The sequence below is a fragment of the Elstera sp. genome, assembly GCF_044372965.1.
Taxonomy (GTDB): domain Bacteria; phylum Pseudomonadota; class Alphaproteobacteria; order Elsterales; family Elsteraceae; genus Elstera.
On the sequence record NZ_JBILQX010000029.1, the window covers coordinates 1 to 15,610 of the forward strand.

At 62.5% G+C, this 15,610-nt stretch carries 16 protein-coding genes and 1 tRNA gene; 8 read left to right on the forward strand and 9 right to left on the reverse strand.

Annotated features, from left to right (window positions below; genetic code table 11):
• Together ACIQ36_RS06065 and ACIQ36_RS06070 are read left to right on the forward strand one after the other, a co-directional pair.
• Positions 1-436 (forward strand): ABC transporter substrate-binding protein (locus ACIQ36_RS06065; protein ID WP_395826872.1); only part of this gene is annotated, 436 nt, incomplete at its 5' end.
• Positions 436-1,422, forward strand: a complete 987-nt coding sequence (locus ACIQ36_RS06070) for an aminotransferase class I/II-fold pyridoxal phosphate-dependent enzyme (protein ID WP_395826873.1) — start codon at positions 436-438, stop codon at positions 1,420-1,422. The genes ACIQ36_RS06065 and ACIQ36_RS06070, both read left to right, overlap by 1 nt.
• Here the strand turns inward: ACIQ36_RS06070 and cbiB are convergent.
• A complete protein-coding gene (gene cbiB / locus ACIQ36_RS06075; RefSeq protein ID WP_395826875.1) occupies positions 1,397-2,359 on the reverse strand; it encodes an adenosylcobinamide-phosphate synthase CbiB in 963 nt (320 codons plus the stop codon). The genes ACIQ36_RS06070 and cbiB overlap by 26 nt on opposite strands.
• Before the next feature lie 71 nt (positions 2,360-2,430).
• On the opposite strand from cbiB, the gene ACIQ36_RS06080 reads away from it, so the two are divergent.
• Together ACIQ36_RS06080 and ACIQ36_RS06085 are read left to right on the forward strand one after the other, a co-directional pair.
• Positions 2,431-3,210 carry a RibD family protein gene (locus tag ACIQ36_RS06080; protein WP_395826876.1) on the forward strand — a complete coding sequence of 260 codons (780 nt, stop codon included), beginning with the start codon at positions 2,431-2,433 and terminating at the stop codon, positions 3,208-3,210.
• Positions 3,207-3,734, forward strand: a complete 528-nt coding sequence (locus ACIQ36_RS06085) for a cytochrome b (protein WP_395826878.1) — start codon at positions 3,207-3,209, stop codon at positions 3,732-3,734. Before ACIQ36_RS06080 ends, ACIQ36_RS06085 begins: the two co-directional genes overlap by 4 nt.
• Here the strand turns inward: ACIQ36_RS06085 and ACIQ36_RS06090 are convergent.
• Genes ACIQ36_RS06090 through ACIQ36_RS06105 form a run of 4 tightly spaced genes read right to left on the reverse strand, consistent with a single transcriptional unit; the run spans position 3,731 to position 6,890 of the window.
• The gene (locus ACIQ36_RS06090; protein ID WP_395826880.1) at positions 3,731-4,501 is read right to left on the reverse strand and encodes a class I SAM-dependent methyltransferase; all 771 of its coding nucleotides are present in this window, start codon (positions 4,499-4,501) and stop codon (positions 3,731-3,733) included. The two genes, ACIQ36_RS06085 and ACIQ36_RS06090, sit on opposite strands and share 4 nt — an antisense overlap.
• Positions 4,498-5,517 carry a glycosyltransferase family 4 protein gene (locus ACIQ36_RS06095; RefSeq protein WP_395826882.1) on the reverse strand — a complete coding sequence of 340 codons (1,020 nt, stop codon included), beginning with the start codon at positions 5,515-5,517 and terminating at the stop codon, positions 4,498-4,500. Before ACIQ36_RS06095 ends, ACIQ36_RS06090 begins: the two co-directional genes overlap by 4 nt.
• Complete coding sequence (locus tag ACIQ36_RS06100; protein ID WP_395826884.1) at positions 5,514-5,915, reverse strand: 6-pyruvoyl trahydropterin synthase family protein; 402 nt, start codon at positions 5,913-5,915, stop codon at positions 5,514-5,516. Before ACIQ36_RS06100 ends, ACIQ36_RS06095 begins: the two co-directional genes overlap by 4 nt.
• Complete coding sequence (locus tag ACIQ36_RS06105) at positions 5,916-6,890, reverse strand: zinc-binding alcohol dehydrogenase (protein WP_395826886.1); 975 nt, start codon at positions 6,888-6,890, stop codon at positions 5,916-5,918.
• 105 nt (positions 6,891-6,995) lie between these two features.
• Between ACIQ36_RS06105 and mdoH the strand changes: the two genes are divergently transcribed.
• On the forward strand, positions 6,996-8,783 hold the full coding sequence (gene mdoH, locus ACIQ36_RS06110) for a glucans biosynthesis glucosyltransferase MdoH (RefSeq protein WP_395826888.1): 1,788 nt from the start codon (positions 6,996-6,998) through the stop codon (positions 8,781-8,783).
• A gap of 6 nt (positions 8,784-8,789) precedes the next feature.
• On the opposite strand, the gene ACIQ36_RS06115 is transcribed toward mdoH, so the two are convergent.
• The 3 genes from ACIQ36_RS06115 to ACIQ36_RS06125 form a co-directional block, all read right to left on the reverse strand.
• Positions 8,790-9,422: a PilZ domain-containing protein gene (locus ACIQ36_RS06115; protein WP_395826890.1), complete on the reverse strand. Its 633-nt coding sequence runs from the start codon at positions 9,420-9,422 to the stop codon at positions 8,790-8,792.
• 208 nt (positions 9,423-9,630) lie between these two features.
• Positions 9,631-11,040: a type I glutamate--ammonia ligase gene (gene glnA / locus ACIQ36_RS06120; protein ID WP_395826892.1), complete on the reverse strand. Its 1,410-nt coding sequence runs from the start codon at positions 11,038-11,040 to the stop codon at positions 9,631-9,633.
• 69 nt (positions 11,041-11,109) lie between these two features.
• Positions 11,110-11,448: a P-II family nitrogen regulator gene (locus ACIQ36_RS06125; RefSeq protein WP_045777589.1), complete on the reverse strand. Its 339-nt coding sequence runs from the start codon at positions 11,446-11,448 to the stop codon at positions 11,110-11,112.
• A 237-nt stretch (positions 11,449-11,685) separates the two neighbouring features.
• Between ACIQ36_RS06125 and ACIQ36_RS06130 the strand changes: the two genes are divergently transcribed.
• The 3 genes from ACIQ36_RS06130 to ACIQ36_RS06140 all read left to right on the forward strand — a co-directional run bounded on the left by ACIQ36_RS06130 (position 11,686) and on the right by ACIQ36_RS06140 (position 13,230).
• A tRNA-His gene (locus ACIQ36_RS06130) sits at positions 11,686-11,762 on the forward strand.
• 48 nt (positions 11,763-11,810) lie between these two features.
• A complete protein-coding gene (locus ACIQ36_RS06135) occupies positions 11,811-12,215 on the forward strand; it encodes an NUDIX domain-containing protein (RefSeq protein WP_395826894.1) in 405 nt (134 codons plus the stop codon).
• 88 nt (positions 12,216-12,303) lie between these two features.
• Complete coding sequence (locus tag ACIQ36_RS06140; RefSeq protein ID WP_395826896.1) at positions 12,304-13,230, forward strand: LysR family transcriptional regulator; 927 nt, start codon at positions 12,304-12,306, stop codon at positions 13,228-13,230.
• Between the two features lie 82 nt (positions 13,231-13,312).
• On the opposite strand, the gene ACIQ36_RS06145 is transcribed toward ACIQ36_RS06140, so the two are convergent.
• Positions 13,313-15,541: a PhoX family protein gene (locus ACIQ36_RS06145; RefSeq protein WP_395826898.1), complete on the reverse strand. Its 2,229-nt coding sequence runs from the start codon at positions 15,539-15,541 to the stop codon at positions 13,313-13,315.
• Between the last annotated feature and the right edge of the window lie 69 nt (positions 15,542-15,610).

The following is a 15,610-nucleotide window of genomic DNA, read 5'->3' on the forward strand; positions in this document are numbered from 1 at the left end:
CGCGGCCCGCCTAGAGGTGCCCGAGGCGGGTGAAGCGATGATCGCGCGCCTCGGGGCCGACCTTGCGCGCGCAAAGGCGACTGCGCCCACTACCCCGCAGACCGCGCTGATCTGGCGGCCCAACGGCTATACCTCCGGCGCAAAATCGGTCAGCGGTGAGATTTTGGAGGCCGTCGGCTACCGGAATTTGGCGGCAAGCCTGGGCGTTACGCGCGGCGGTGCCGTTTCGGTCGAAGCCGTATTAGCGGCCAAGCCCGAAGTGCTGGTGATCGACGATCACATGAATACCGCCACCTCGCGCGCGCAGGCCATCGTCACCCATCCGGCCCTTGCCGCCCTTCCGGCACAGCGCGTGCGGGTGCCGACCGCCGCCTGGATTTGCGCCGGGCCGAGCCTTGCGGCGGCGGCCCAAGCGCTGGTTCAGCATCGGCCCTAATGCTGCCCCCGGCGCTTTTGCATCACGGGGGCGATGTCGCCGCCGCCCGTACCCATTGGCCCCACTGGCGCGGGCCGTGGCTCGATCTTTCGACCGGCATCACCCCCTGGCCCTGGTCGCCGCCGCCCTTGCCGAAGACGGCGCTGACCCGGCTGCCAACGCCCGCCGACCGCGCGGCGCTTTTGGACGCAGCCCGCGCCGCCTATCGCCTGCCGCCCGAAGCCGGGCTTGCCGCCGTGCCGGGAACCGAAGCCGCCATTCATCTGCTGCCCCGCCTGCTCCCGCCGGGCCGCGTCTGCCTGCTCGGGCCAACCTACGGCGGCCATCGCGCCGGATGGGAAGCGGCGGGGCATCGGGTTTTTGAATCGGAAACGCCCGAAGAGGCGGACGTGCTGATTTTCTGCCGTCCGAATAATCCCACAGGCGATCTTTATTCCGAACTAAACGAAGCCGCGCTTGCCCGGCGCTATCGCCTCATCGTGATCGACGAAGCCTATGCCGATAGCGCCGATCCTGCCCCGCAAGGGATGCTCTCTGGCGTTATCCGGCTGCGGTCCTTCGGAAAATTCTTCGGGCTTGCGGGGGTGCGACTCGGGTTCGTTGCGGGCGATCCCCAGATCACGGCCCCGCTCGAAAACCTGCTCGGCGCGTGGAGCCTCGGCGGCCCGGCCCTTACATGGGGCCGGCTGGCGCTGGAGGATGACGCTTGGCAGCAGCAGACCCGGCTGCGCTTACGGCGGGAGAGCGCGTTGCTGGCTGAAAGCCTGACGGCGGCAGGGCTGACGATGATCGGCCGAACTGATTTTTTCTGCCTCGCCGAAACGCCCGACGACGCTCACGCCGTTGCGGCCCATCTGGGGACGCGGGGGATTCTCCTGCGCGCCTTCGCCCATCGCCCGCAGTGGCTGCGCATCGGTTTGCCACCCTCGGCGGCGGCGCGGTTGCGGCTGGTGAAAGCGCTCAAGGAAGCGTTGCCGTTCCGATAACCGCGAGAGCGACCGCCAGCGCCGCCGCCGCCCGCATTACCCGCACCGCGCGGCGAATATTCGCCGCCGTCGCCTCGCGCCGCCCTAACGTATTCATCCAAGCATCGTCCACAATCTCCGCCCCGTAGCGGCGCGGCCCGGCGAGCGCGAGGCCCAGGGCTCCCGCCATCGCGGCTTCGGGCCATCCTGCATTGGGGGAGCGGTGACGGCGGGCGTCCGTTCGCATCGCGCGCACCGCCTGTCGCCCGTCCAGATCGGGGGAAAGCGCGGCGACCAATACGATCAGCGCACCGCTGAGCCGTGCCGGAATGAGATTGACGAGATCATCAAGCCGCGCCGAGGCCCAACCGAAGGCGGCATAGCGCGGGCTAAGGTGCCCAACCATGCTATCGGCGGTATTAATGATCTTATAGCCGACGATCCCCGGCAGCCCGAACAGGGCGAACCAGAACAGGGGCGCGGTGAAGCCGTCCGAAAAATTCTCCGCCACCGATTCCACCGCCGCGCGCGCTACCCCCGCTTCGTCGAGGGACTCAGGGTCACGCCCAACGATGCGCGACACCGCCGCCCGCCCTGCATCCAAAGAAAGATCCAGCCCCTCGGCCACCGCCCGCGCATGATCGGCTAATGATCGTTGCGCCAACAGAATCGCGCCGCCCAGCAGGGTTAGCCCCGCGCCCGCCCAGGGAGGCACGAGCGCCAGCACCAATAGCGTTCCGCCGATTCCAATCGCCAGCCACAGCGCCAGCGCAATCACGCCCGCCCCGCGCCGCCTTAAAGGTCCGCCCCGATTGAGAGTGCGTTCCGTGGCGGCAATCAGCGCGCCGATCCAAACAACCGGATGGGGCACCCGCCGCCAGAGCGAGGGCGGATCGCCTACAACTGCATCCAGAATCGCGGCCAAGAGTAGTAAGAGCGGGAAGTAAGCGTGCGGCATCGCGGAAATGTAACGCGCCAAACGTCGGCCCGCACTGTCCTTTTGGCCTCACCCGCATTAGGTTTATACCGATGGATAGCCTCGCCGCCGCCGATGAGACCGAGTTTCCGCTAGCGCGCTGGGCAGCGCTGCTGGAACGGCACCGGCTTTGTGCGCCGCGCGGCTTCGATCCCGCCTGCACCCTGTCGCAGATTTTCGAGCCGTTGCTGGGAACCGCGCCGTTGGTGATCGGTCAGTTGGGCCAGTCGCTCGACGGGCGCATCGCTACCCGCACGGGCCATTCCCATTATATCAACGGGGCGGCGGCCTTAACGCATCTGCATTGCCTGCGCGCGCTGGTCGATGGGGTTTTGGTCGGCGCGGGTACCGTGATCGCCGATGATCCCCTTCTCACCGTCCGCCACGTCCCCGGCGGGCAACCGGCGCGGATCGTGCTCGATCCCAATGGCCGCGTACCGAATAGCGCCCGGCTCTGGCACACACCGGGCCGACGCATCGCGCTTCAACGCGGTTCGATCCCTCGGCCTGAGGGGGTCGAGAGTCTGGCGCTGCCGGGTGCTCCGGGCGAACCGATTGCGCCCGGTGATATTCTCGCGTTATTGCGCAAAGCAGGCATTACCCGCGTGCTGGTGGAAGGGGGAGCGACCACGCTGTCGCATTTCCTCGCGGCGGGCGTGCTGGACCGGCTGCATCTGCTGATTGGCCCGCTTATCATAGGCTCGGGCTTGACCGGCCTGACGCTGCCGCCCATCGATCATCTAGACGGGGCCATCCGGCCTGTGACCCGTTCCTATCCGCTGTGCGGCGGCGATATTGTCATCGACTGTGCTTTTTCAGGGAGAGATGAATGACCGTGCGCTATCCCAGCCTAATGCGGTGGATGCATTGGACGATGGGGCTTCTGATCGTCATCGTTCTTGCTCTCGGCCTGCTGATGGGCCGCGTCGAGCCCGGACCGGTAATGAATACGCTGTTCGATCTGCACAGGTCTTTCGGCCTTATCGCCTTGGGGATGATTATTGTGCGCGCCTGGCTCCGCTGGCGCGGCCCACTTCCGCCCGACGTGCCAGGGATGCCGCCGCTGCAAACCCTGGTCGTGAAAATCGTTCACTTAGGCTTTTATGGGATTCTCCTTGCCCTGCCCGTGCTGGGTTGGCTTGGCAGTTCGGCTTATGGCGCGCCGGTGATTTTCTTTGGTCAGTTTACCCTGCCCGCTCTTATCGGCCCCGATAAGGTGCTCGCGTCGCAATTGTTTTTCCTGCACGAAGTGGGCGCTTTCACGCTGATCGGCCTGATCATTCTCCACGTCGTCGGCGTGCTCTATCACCAGCTCGTGCTGCGCGACGGGTTGTTGCACCGCATGGGGCCGTTTTAAGCCGGAAATGCCAGAAGATCGCTATGGCCGACATAGCCGGCGCGGGTTTCCTGCTGCCGCGAGGCGCGCCAAATGGTGCCCTCCGGCACCGCGCCCGCAATCCCATCGATCAAAGCCGACAGGAGAGCCGCCTGATCGGCATCAATCCGCCAGGGCGTTGAGGCCGCGAGCACCTTATAACCGCGCGCCTCAAGCCCCGCCCGCATCACCTGCGGCGCGTCCGGACCGAGGGCAGGGCCGCCGAAGCCTTTTTCGGTGCGCTGGTGCCGATTGAAGGCCCCCGTGACCGCCCCATCGAGCGGATGCGCGGGCTCCCAGCGCATTTCCCCATCGTAGGATAGGGCGGCATAGAGCGGCAGGCGCTGCGCCGCGAGCGCATCAAGAAACCGCTCGAGCCACGCCGCCGACACGAGATCGAACAGAGCCGTCGCCGTCACCAAATCGGGCGGCACCCCATCCTGGGGCAAGGGATCGTCGACCAGATTGCGGTGCAGGCAGGTGACGGCAAGACCGGGGTCTTCCCGCCGCAGGGCGTTGGCGCGGCTTTCGGCTTCTTGCAGCAGCCCCGCATCGCCATCGACCAAAATCCACGACGTGCCGGACGCGAGGTAAGGCCGCAACGTCAGCAGCATGGCCCCCGTCCCGCAACCGAGATCCAGAATCCGGCGCGGGGCCAATGCGGCGACCTGTTGAAGCAGGTCTTTATCCCGCGCCGCCGCATCGGCAGGGGCACGGAGATCGAGCCAATCGGCAGAAAAACCGCTCATGCCCAGCGCGCCGCAATCGCAGCGGCGCTCCCCGCCCAGGTGGGGAAATCAATCGCGCGTCCGGCGGCGGCAAGACGCTCGGCTAAATCGGAATCGGTCAGCAGCGTGCGCAGGTTTTCGGCAAGCGTAGCGGCGTCCGGCGTCGCCCGCAAAGCCGCCCCTTCGGGCAACCAATCGCCAACCGCGCCACCAATCGAGGCGACCGTCGGCAGGCCCGAGGCGAGCGCGTCGGCCAAAGCCATGCCAAACCCCTCGTAATGGGCGGCATGAACGTAGAAGGAGGCATCGGCATAGGCCGCTTCCAGCGCGGGGCCGGTGAGCGCACCCACAAGATGGATTCGGTCGGTGAGCCCTAACGCCGCGACTTGCGCCCGCAACGCCGCGCCAGTTTCAGGCGAATGCGCGTCGGAGCCGACGATGGTAGCCTTCCACGGCAAATCGCGCACCGCCTCCAGCGCCGTTACCAGCCCATCGAAATTCTTGCGTGGGCTGATGGCCCCCACAGTAAGGATCATCGGTGGAGACTGCGGGGCCGAGCGCGGGTAGCGCACGATCCCCGGCGGCGCGAGCAGGATTTTTTCGGCGGGAACAGCGAACCGTTCGGTCAGCGTCACCCCCGTCGCCCGGCTCGTGACGGTGATTAACTCCGCCCGCGCGAGAGCCGCGCGCTCGCTGGCCTCAAGCTGGGCCGCAAGCGCCGGATCAAGCCCGGTTTCAAGGCAAAGCGGATGATGGACCAGCGCCTGCCAGCGTTTCCCGAGCCGGTCGAGCCAGGCCCCCGGCAGGACGGCGAAGGCTAAACCGTCGATTAAAATCGGCACATCGGCGGGAATTGGCGCAAGAAGGGCTTCGGCTGCGGTAAGATCGGCCTCGGTCGGCGCGGGGTAGGCCCCCGGCAGGCTAATGGCGGTGACGGCAATGCCCGCCGCCGCCCATTCGCGTAAGAGGGCCGCATCGTAACGATAGCCGCCCGTCGGTTGATCGAGATCGCCCGGATAAACGAAAACAGCCCTCACGCCAGCGCGCCTTCGTACCAAGCGCGGGCAATATGGGATTCTTCAAGGCTGACGCGGATTTTTTCGAGTCCGCCCGCGTGAGGGCCAAGGTCGCCCGCCAAAACCGCCGCGCGCATCTGGTCGAAAATATAGCGCGCCAGAAACTCGGTCGTGGTGATCTTGCCGATAAGCGCGGGCACCGTATCGAGGTTCTGATAGGTCAGCGGGCTCAGGATCTTCTTCAACGCGACCGAGGCAAGGCCAATATCGACCACAAGATTATCTTCGTCCAACTCCGGGCGGAAAAAGGCGACATCGACGATAAAGGTTGCGCCGTGCAGCCCTTGCGCCGGGCCGAAAACTGGGCGCGGCAGACTATGGGCAATCATCATATGGTCGCGGACTTCCAGCGCAAACATTCAGCTTTTTCCTTCCAACGGGTAGGCAATGAGGGGCATTAGGGCCGAGCCCCCCTCGTTTAACGCAGCAGGCAGCCGTTTGGATGCTTGCGCGAAGGCAATTGGTTCGGACAGCAGTGCATCGAAGCGCGCGTCGCCCAGCAGATCGAGTGCCGCCGCAAGCCGCCGCCCGTAGCTCCATCGCGCCCGTCGGCTGGGCGAGACCTGGCCAACCTGGGAGGAAATCAGACGCAGCCGCTGCGAATGAAACGCCCCGCCCAAGGCCACCGATACGGGCTTTGCGCCGTACCAGCTTAGCTCGACCACCGCCGCTTCCAGCCCGGCGAGGTCCAGCGCCGTTTGCAACCCGGCCGGAACGCCCGAGGCGTGAAAGACCACATCGGCCCCTTGCGCTTCTTCTGGGTTCGTACCGACGCCGAACGTCGCGGCCAGGGCTTGGCGCGCCGGGTCGGGGTCGATCAGCGTCACCTGCGCGCCCGGCAGTCCCGCCGCGAGCGCCGCAACCAGCAGCCCGACAGACCCGCCGCCGACCACGGCAATTCGGTCCGCCGGTCCTGCGCCGGAATCCCACAGCGCATTCAGCGCCGTTTCCATATTGGCGGCCAGCACCGCCCGCGCCGACGGCAATTCGGTTGGCAGGCGCGTCACCCGGTCCGCCTCGGCGCGAAAAAAGGTTTGATGCGGGTGCAAGGTGAACACGCGCTGGCCCAGCCAATCCTTAGGCCCGTCGATCACTTCGGCCACGCAGCAATAACCGTATTTCACCGGAAAGGGGAAATCGCCCTCCTGGGCTGGCACGCGCATGCGCTGGGTTTCGCTCGCCGGAACCTGCCCGGTCAGCACCAGCCGTTCCGTTCCCCGGCTCACCCCGGAAAAAACTGTTCGCAGCCACAGATTTCCGACCCCGAGCGCCGCCGGGCGTGCATCCATTGCCCCCGGAGCGACGTACCAAAGGGCAAGGGCGGTTTCGGTCACGCGCGGTTACTCCTTACTTTCGGCCATATGCCGGAAAAGACTATAGAAACCCCGTCCGCAATTGCCAGCCCCCCCACAACGCTTTCCTGCCGTCCGAGAGAGAGAATGACCGACCTAACCGCCCCGCCCGAGACGGAAACCAATGCCGACGCCACCCCGTCGCTGGCCTTACGACGCGGGTTGATGCTCGTCCTCTGCTTAGGCCTTGGCCTGGCCGTAACGGCGACGATGGTCAGCATCCTCAGCGTGAACGGTTGGAGTTGGGCGGAAATCGGCGCGCTGGTGTGCTTCGTTCTCAGCCTGCCCTGGACGGTCTTAGGGTTTTGGAACGCGCTGATTGGCTTCGGCTTGGTTCACGTGACCGGGCGGTTAGGGATCGATCCCGTCGAAGCGGTAAACCCGCGCCTGGTGCCGATGAGTGATAACAGCCCGATCACGACGCGCACCGCCATCACCATGACCATTCGCCACGAAGACCCCGCCGCCGTTATCGCCCGGTTGCGCCTGATGCGCGCCGATTTGGCTGCGAGCGGCTGGGGCCGTCAGTTCCATTTCTATCTTCTGTCCGACTCGGCCCGCCCCGAGGCCGCCGCTGCCGAAGAAGCGGCTTTTGCCGCCTGGAAGGCCGAGGATTCGCACCCCGACGAACTCATCTACCGGCGGCGCACGGAAAACACCGGCTTCAAAGCGGGCAACGTTCGCGATTTCCTGAACCGCTACGGCGACGGCTATGATTTCTTCCTGCCGCTCGATGCCGATAGCCTGATGGGGGCCGCCCCCATTTTGCGCCTCGTGCGCAGCCTACAAACTTTCCCCCAGGTTGGACTGTTGCAAACCTTGGTCGTCGGCATGCCGTCGGGTAGCTTCTTTGCCCGCGCCTTTCAGTTCGGCATGCGCCAGGGGATGCGCACCTACACGATGGGAAGTGCCTGGTGGCAGGGCGACTGTGGGCCGTTCTGGGGGCATAATGCTCTGATCCGCCTCGCCCCGTTCCGCGACGACTGCGAACTTCCGGTCCTTCCTGGAAAGCCGCCGTTGGGCGGGCTGATCCTCTCGCACGATCAGGTGGAAGCCGCCCTGCTGCGCCGCGCGGGCTACGAGGTGCGCGTGGTGCCCGAAGAAGGGGCAAGCTGGGAAGAAAACCCACCCGCCTTGCCGGATTTCGTCAAGCGCGACCTGCGCTGGTGCCAGGGCAATATGCAGTATTTCCAACTGCTGGGCCTGCCGGGCTTACGGCCCGCCTCGCGCATTCAAATTTTGCTGGCCATTCTGATGTATGTCGGCGCGCCCGCCTGGATGGCCTTTTTGCTCTTCGGTCTCGCGCAGGCCTATTTACCCGCCGGGCCCGCCCCCTACCCCGCCAGCATTGGCCTTACGCTGTTCGCCGTGATGATGAGCCTGAGCCTCGCGCCGAAAGTCCTCGGCGTGATCGATCTGCTGCTGCAACGGCGGGAGCGCCAGCGCTATGGCGACACGGTGCGACTGGTGAGCGGGGCTTTGATCGAAATCGTGCTAATGACGCTGTTCGCCCCCGTGATCAGCTTGATCGAGACCCGCTTTATGATCGGGTTGCTGTTCGGGAAGGCGGTCGGCTGGGACGCGCAGCAACGCCAGGGCTATCGGGTGAGTTGGCTGCAGGCCCTGCGCGGGCTGTGGTTCCCAACGCTGTTCGGAAGCCTCTTCGGCATCGGGCTGTGGATCGGCGCGCCGGGGGCCCTGCCCTGGGCCGCGCCGCTGCTGGCGGCCTATCTGCTCAGCATTCCGCTCTGCGTGCTCACCGCCTCGCCCCGCTTGGGCGCTCTGTGTCACCGCTGGGGGATTTTGGCGATACCGGAAGAAACTCTTACCGACGCGCCGGTTCACCGCCTGCCGGGGGCCATTGGCCCCCGTTAACCGCAGTTACATATCGATCGGCGGATGCTTTTTGATGGCGGTTTCCAGCATGTCGAAAAGCTCCGACGAGAGCGAGGTAAAGGCCAGTGCAAGCGTGCGGCGCACGGGATTGGCGCGCACGACTTTCGCGGTAAAAATACCGCTTTCCTGGGATTTTTCGGTCCGAATAATGCCGCGTAGCTGCATGTCCGGCTTCACATCGTCGGGCGGATCATATTCGCCCAAAAGCATTCCCGACAGCGACCAATTGATGGTTGGGTAGTTCATCGTCACCCGCATCGCATCGCCTTTATCGGGATTATCCTCGGGGCGCAGCGAGTGCATATATTCCATGAGGGCAAAACCCTCTTTGCTGATCCAGGTGAACTCCACCCCCAGCAGTTGCTTGCTCGTATCCGCACGCGCCACCTTGCCTTCGAAAAGCCCTACCGTGGTGCGGTTGGGGAAGGTGAAAGCGCCGTGGAAGGTAGCCCCCACTTCAAGCGGCCCCCGATACTCTTTGAGAATCATATGCGAGAAGGACCAACGCAACGTTTCAAAAACGGTTGCGAATAGATCCACCGAAAGCGTGGGGATGGTATAGCGTTTATCCCGGTGGGCGCCGCTGGCCTGGGGAGCATTCCCCCCTTTCGCCGCCATTCCTCGCATCATGGGTAAACCGCCCCCTGGAACCTATTGATCTCGATGGAGTGTTATCCATCTCCATGCGTAAAACGCGCCTCGACTGAATCACGAACGCAGGCCGGACGCCAGTAAAATTTAGCGGAAAACAGCCCCGACGCGCCATAAAAATAATCCCCCGCTGCCGTTTCGGCAGCGGGGGACTGTCAAATAGCCGTTAAGGATATTACGCGCTGTAATACATTTCGAATTCCACCGGGTGCGGGGTGGTTTCAAAGCGCATCACATCTTCCATTTTCAGCTCGATGTACGAGTCGATCTGATCGTCGGTGAAGACATCGCCGCGCTTGAGGAAGTCGCGGTCCTTATCGAGGTTTTCGAGAGCTTCGCGGAGCGAGCCGCAGACGGTCGGAACTTCTTTCAGTTCTTCCGGCGGCAGATCATAGAGGTTCTTATCCATGGCTTGGCCCGGATGGATCTTGTTGATGATCCCATCGATCCCGGCCATCAGCATGGCCGAGTATGCAAGGTAAGGGTTCGCCAGCGGATCGGGGAAGCGCACTTCGACGCGCTTGGCTTTCGGGCTGGACGAGAACGGAATACGGCACGACGCCGAGCGGTTGCGCGACGAATAGGCGAGCAACACCGGCGCTTCGTAACCCGGCACCAGACGCTTGTAGCTGTTGGTCGTCGGATTGGTGAAAGCGTTGATGGCTTTGGCGTGCTTAATGATGCCGCCGATGTAGAACAGCGCCATTTCCGACAGATCGGCATAAAGGTTGCCCGCAAACAACGGCTTGCCGTCTTTCCAGATCGACTGGTGAACATGCATACCCGAGCCATTGTCTTTGAAAATCGGCTTGGGCATGAAGGTCGCGGTCTTGCCATAGGCATGGGCGACGTTTTGCACGCAGTACTTATAAATCTGCATGCCATCGGCACACTTCAGCAGCGTGGAGAACTTAATCCCCAGTTCGTGCTGGGCCGGGGCGACTTCGTGATGGTGCTTTTCGACTTCAACGCCCATGCCAGCAATGGCATCGAGCATTTCGGCGCGCAGATCAGTGCCGCCATCGACCGGAGCGACGGGGAAATAGCCGCCCTTGGGGCCGGGGCGATAGCCCATATTGCCGTTTTCATAAACCTTACCGCTGTTTTGCGGCAGTTCTTCGCTATCGAGGTAATAGTAACCTTCGTGCTGGTCCTGCTTGAAGCGAACGTCGTCGAACACGAAAAACTCGGCTTCCGGCCCCATGAACACGGTATCGCCAATACCCGATGCAATAATGAACGCTTCGGCGCGCTTAGCAATCGAGCGCGGATCGCGGCTGTAAGCCTGGCCGGTCGACGGCTCAAGCACGTCGCAGAACAGGATAAGCTGCGGTTGGGCCGAGAACGGATCCATCACGGCGGTCGACAGGTCCGGCTTTAGCAGCATGTCCGATTCGTTGATGGCCTTCCAACCGCCGATCGACGAGCCGTCGAACATAATGCCTTCGTTCAACAGGTCTTCATCGACCGTAACGATATGCTGCGCCGTGTGGTGCCATTTGCCGCGCGGATCGGTAAAGCGGAAGTCGACGTACTTCACGCCGTGTTCCTGAATCAGCGACAGTACGGTTTTCGCGTCGGACATGTGTAATCTTCCCGTTTCGGATGGATGGCGAAGGTTAAGGATAGAGTTAGGGTTAGGCTAAGGCAGCCGCTAAATCGCGTCACCGCCTTTTTCGCCGGTTCGGATGCGGATCGCATCTTCGACCGGAATGACGAAGATTTTGCCGTCGCCAATGCGGCCAGTATGGGCGGCTTGCTGAATCGCTTCAACGGCGCGTTCGACCAGCGCATCGTCCATCACGATCTCGATTTTCACTTTCGGGAGAAAATCGACGACATATTCGGCACCCCGATAAAGCTCGGTATGGCCCTTCTGCCGCCCGAAACCTTTCGCTTCGGTAACAGTCAGCCCTTGAATCCCAATCTCATGGAGGGCTTCTTTGACCTCGTCGAGCTTGAACGGCTTAATGATCGCTTCGACTTTTTTCATTGGTTCTGCGCTTCTTCTCCGCCTGGCGACCCATTCGCCAGCTTGGCCCCCGCTAACAGGTTAGCACAAGGCATGCCAGCAAGGCATAGCCTGGAAAAGGGGCGCAGTGCACAGAATTCCGTCATCAGTTTGAAAAATTTTTGATCAAAACGCCTACATTTTGAGCAATTCGCAAAACTTTTATCAAGCCCTTGACAGGGGCGAACGGGTAGATTAGGGAAAGCGCCTCTCCTGACGGCGGGTGTAGTTCAGTTGGTTAGAGCGCCAGATTGTGATTCTGGATGTCGCCGGTTCAAGTCCGGTCACTCGCCCCAGGAGAGATTTTCAGTGAAACTTTATTCTATCCGCCAAAGGGTTCGGTCGTGAGCGCCGCTCCCCGCGTTGGCGTTCTTGCGCTTGTGCGCCAGGGCGCGCGCATGCTGCTGGTCGAACGCGGCAAACCGCCCAATTGCGGCCTATGGGGCTTTCCCGGCGGCAAGCTTGAAACCGGCGAGCGCCTAACCCTGGCCGCCGCCCGCGAACTTAGGGAAGAAACGGGCATCGAGGCGGATTTCTTTGAGGTTCTGCCGCCGTTGGAAGCGATTTCAGAGGGGTTTCACTATGTTTTGGTGCCGGTGCTAGGCCTCAACCCGCGCGGCACTCTGAAGGCCGCCGATGACGCGGCAGACGCGCGCTGGTTAAGCCGCGCCGACTTAGCCGAGGTGCCCCATATTGCCGAAGTACCGCCGCTCTTCGATCTGGCCCTCGCCCGGCTCGCTACCCTATAACTTTCCCAAAGCTTCATATAACTCTTTCGCGAAACGCAATCTGCGCTACGCTGGGCTGTGAGTAAATGATCACAGGGGTCTGGGCGGAATGCGGCTACGCCACATTGAGGTTTTTCACGCCATCATCGTGACCGGCACGGTCAGCGGGGCCGCCCGTTTGCTCAACGTCTCCCAACCCGCCGTGACGAAAATCCTTCAGCATGCCGAAGATCAGATTGGCCTTACGCTGTTCCAACGCATTCGGGGCCGCCTCCACCCAACGCCCGAGGGGCTCGCCCTTTTCGCCGAGGTTCAGAAGATTTATTCGGGGCTGGAAAGCCTTAAAAAGCTGGCGCGAAACCTGAAGGACGGTAAATCGGGCCGCCTGCGGATCGCGGCCTCCCCCGCGCTCTGTATCGACCTCATGCCGCAGGCCATCAGCCGTTTCCGCAAGGAACATCCGGATGTCAGCTTCGAGGTTGAAACCCATCATTATAAGGATTTGGTCGACGCGCTGCTGATCCAGGATGTGGACTTGGGGTTTGCCTTCGACGCGACCCCTCATCCCGGCCTGAGCATGGAGGAAATCGCCAGTGGCGCGATGGTGGCGATTTTCCAAAAAGGCACCGCCGATCACCTGACCGGCCCCATTGATCTTACCGCAATGACCCGTTGGCCCTTCATCGGTCTGCGCGCGGGCGACCCGTTGGGCGCTTTGCTCCACAATGCTCTCACCATGGGCGATATCGCCTTGGTGCCGGAAATCGAAGTGAAGACCAACCGCATCGCTCTGTCGCTGGTCAGCCGAGGCGCGGGGGCGGCGATTGTCGACGCTTATACCGCCGCTTCCGATCAGGCTGAACTCGTGGACATCAAACCCCTGCGCGTGCCCCTGACCTACCGGGTGCAGGCGCTGTGGGCGCGGCATCGCCCGCAATCCTTGCTGGCCCGGCAGTTTATCCAAACCTTCATCGCCGTGGAGCGGGAAAGCATGGCATCCCTGAATACGCGCCTGGGATCGCCCCTGTCTGCGTAGCAGTCCGCTGGAAACCAGTGCCTAAAAAATAGCCGCGCCAATCGAGCGATTGGCGCGGCCTTTTGTTCAGTCGTTAGGCGTATTAAGCGCCGATAACGCCGCCATCCTTTTTGGTGATGACGATGGTAGCCGAGCGCGGACGCTTACCCGCGCCATAGCCCGCATTCGCCGGCCATTGGCTTTCGTACTTCGCCGGATCGTTCACATCGGCCGCCTTGGTGCTTTCGCCCGGATGCTGAATGTTCACGAACAAGGCTTTACCATCCGGCGTTTCGGTGATGCCGGTCAACTCGCAGCCCTTGGGGCCGACCAGGAAGCGCTTCAACTCGCCTTCGCTGGGGGCTTTGCCGACCGGCGTAGTGATGCTGACCTTCGCGCCATCGGCCTTCGTGTAGTTGAGGTTGACTTTCTGACCATCGCCGACTTTGCCCGGCAGGGCCGCCAGCATCATGCAGTTGGTCACATCGGTATAAGCGCCATCATCGGTCTGGATCCAGCAGATGCCAGTCGCCTGGCTGAAGGCGAGACCGTCCGGGCTGGAGAGATCCTGATTGGCGTTCAGCTTGGACAGGTTAACCGTCGCAGGATCGGCCGAAGCTTCCGCCCCGAACAGGTAGATATCCCACGAGAAAGCCTTCGCCCCGGCCCCGCCCGCTTCACGCAGGCGAATGATGTGACCATGGGAGTTACCGGTTTGCAGGCGCGAGGTGCCCTTCACATCGGTATAGGCGCGCGGGTTGGAGGCATCGGGCTCCAACTGCGGGGCATTCTTCGGCTCGATGGTGCGGTTCGCGTTGTTGGTGAGGGTGAAGTAGACTTCCCCATTGGCCGGGTTGACGGCGCACCATTCCGGACGATCCATCTTAGTCGCGCCGACGGCATCGCCCGCGATACGGGCGTTAACAACGACGTCAGCCAAATCGGCGAACGAATATTTGTCGTAATTCTTAACCGCCGGATTGTTCAGCGAGAGTTCGAGCCACTCGCCCGTACCATCGGCCGTGAATTTGGCGACATACAGCGTGCCTTTATCAAGGAACTTATCGCCAACGGCCAGACGATCCGGGTTGGTGGCATCGGCAGCCGACCAGATCGCATCGGTCACGAACTTGTAGATATATTCGTTACGCGCATCATCGCCCATATAGACGGCGAGCGGCTGGCCAACGGCGGGATTGCTGAAAGCGGCGCTTTCATGGGCATAACGGCCAAGCGCGGTGCGCTTTTTCGCCAGCTTCTTGCCATCATACGGGTCCATTTCGACCACATAGCCTTGGCCGTTCATTTCATTGCGATAATCGTCGCTGCCATCGGCGGAGGTGCCGGTCTTAGCATTGATCCAGCGGGCGTATTTATCCCCCGAACCGGCGCTTTCCCAACCATGACGCGACGCATCGCCTTCGCGGCGACCATAACGGTTAAGGGCCGTAACGGTCTTATCCTTACCGCGGGCTTCATCATCGCCCTTGGGACGGGCGAAGTAACCGTTGAAGTTTTCTTCCCCGGTCATATAGGTGCCCCAGGGGCTGCGACCGGCACCGCAGTTATTGAGCGTGCCGCGCGTTTTGGTGCCTTCGGGCGAATATTTGGTCTTCAGCAGGGCGTTGCCGCGCGCCGGACCGGCAATGTCGATTTCGGTCAGCGTGGTGAAGCGGCGGTTGAAGCCAGAATTCTTCACATATTCCCACTTACCCGAAGCGGCCTTGCGAACTTCGACCATCGAAACGCCATGGATCGCGAGTTCTTTATCCACTTCGGCGGCCGGGCGCGGCAGGCTGCGCGTACCGCCATCGGCATGGATGAAGTGCGACGACAGTTTTTCGTCGGTTGTGGCTTCGTGGTTGATGCCAAGCACGCCGCGCGTCCCCGACTTGGTCGAAGGCTTGCCGTCAGCGGATAGGCCGAAATATTCCATACCGTCGTGGTGATCGCCGGCGCGATTGTCGAAATCGCCATCGGTTCCGTCGTTCTTATAGTCCGGAGTATTGGCCGTCAGCGGATCGCCGAGCGCATAAATCACCTGAACATCATAGCCTTCGGGTACGATCACGGCGTCGGCGAGGCTTTTGGCGACCGGCTTAAAGCTCAGCAGCTTTTTGGGGGTAGTCGCGGCTTCTGCCTCACCGGAAATAGCGAGCGTAGACACACCGCCAAGCGAGGTGAACAGGGCCGTCGCCGCCGTGCCGAGCAGCACCGACCGGCGGCTCAGGCTGGCATCAACCACCGACGCGAAGGTCGGGTTATCGGACAGATTCGTAATCTCGCCGTGGGAATCGACGGATACGGCGGGCTGGGTGCTAGCGTCGGTCATGGTTCACTCGCTCGACAAAGTTAAAAAACATATTCTATGCACACTTCGCCCAAATTTCGGGCGCGTTTC

Coding starts and splice junctions, on each gene's coding strand:
- ACIQ36_RS06070 (WP_395826873.1), top strand. CDS start 436: ATGCTGCCCCCGGCGCTTTTGCATCACGGGGGCGATGTCGCCGCCGCC.
- cbiB (WP_395826875.1), bottom strand. CDS start 2,359: ATGCCGCACGCTTACTTCCCGCTCTTACTACTCTTGGCCGCGATTCTG.
- ACIQ36_RS06080 (WP_395826876.1), top strand. CDS start 2,431: ATGGATAGCCTCGCCGCCGCCGATGAGACCGAGTTTCCGCTAGCGCGC.
- ACIQ36_RS06085 (WP_395826878.1), top strand. CDS start 3,207: ATGACCGTGCGCTATCCCAGCCTAATGCGGTGGATGCATTGGACGATG.
- ACIQ36_RS06090 (WP_395826880.1), bottom strand. CDS start 4,501: ATGAGCGGTTTTTCTGCCGATTGGCTCGATCTCCGTGCCCCTGCCGAT.
- ACIQ36_RS06100 (WP_395826884.1), bottom strand. CDS start 5,915: ATGTTTGCGCTGGAAGTCCGCGACCATATGATGATTGCCCATAGTCTG.
- mdoH (WP_395826888.1), top strand. CDS start 6,996: ATGACCGACCTAACCGCCCCGCCCGAGACGGAAACCAATGCCGACGCC.
- ACIQ36_RS06115 (WP_395826890.1), bottom strand. CDS start 9,422: ATGGCGGCGAAAGGGGGGAATGCTCCCCAGGCCAGCGGCGCCCACCGG.
- glnA (WP_395826892.1), bottom strand. CDS start 11,040: ATGTCCGACGCGAAAACCGTACTGTCGCTGATTCAGGAACACGGCGTG.
- ACIQ36_RS06125 (WP_045777589.1), bottom strand. CDS start 11,448: ATGAAAAAAGTCGAAGCGATCATTAAGCCGTTCAAGCTCGACGAGGTC.
- ACIQ36_RS06140 (WP_395826896.1), top strand. CDS start 12,304: ATGCGGCTACGCCACATTGAGGTTTTTCACGCCATCATCGTGACCGGC.
- ACIQ36_RS06145 (WP_395826898.1), bottom strand. CDS start 15,541: ATGACCGACGCTAGCACCCAGCCCGCCGTATCCGTCGATTCCCACGGC.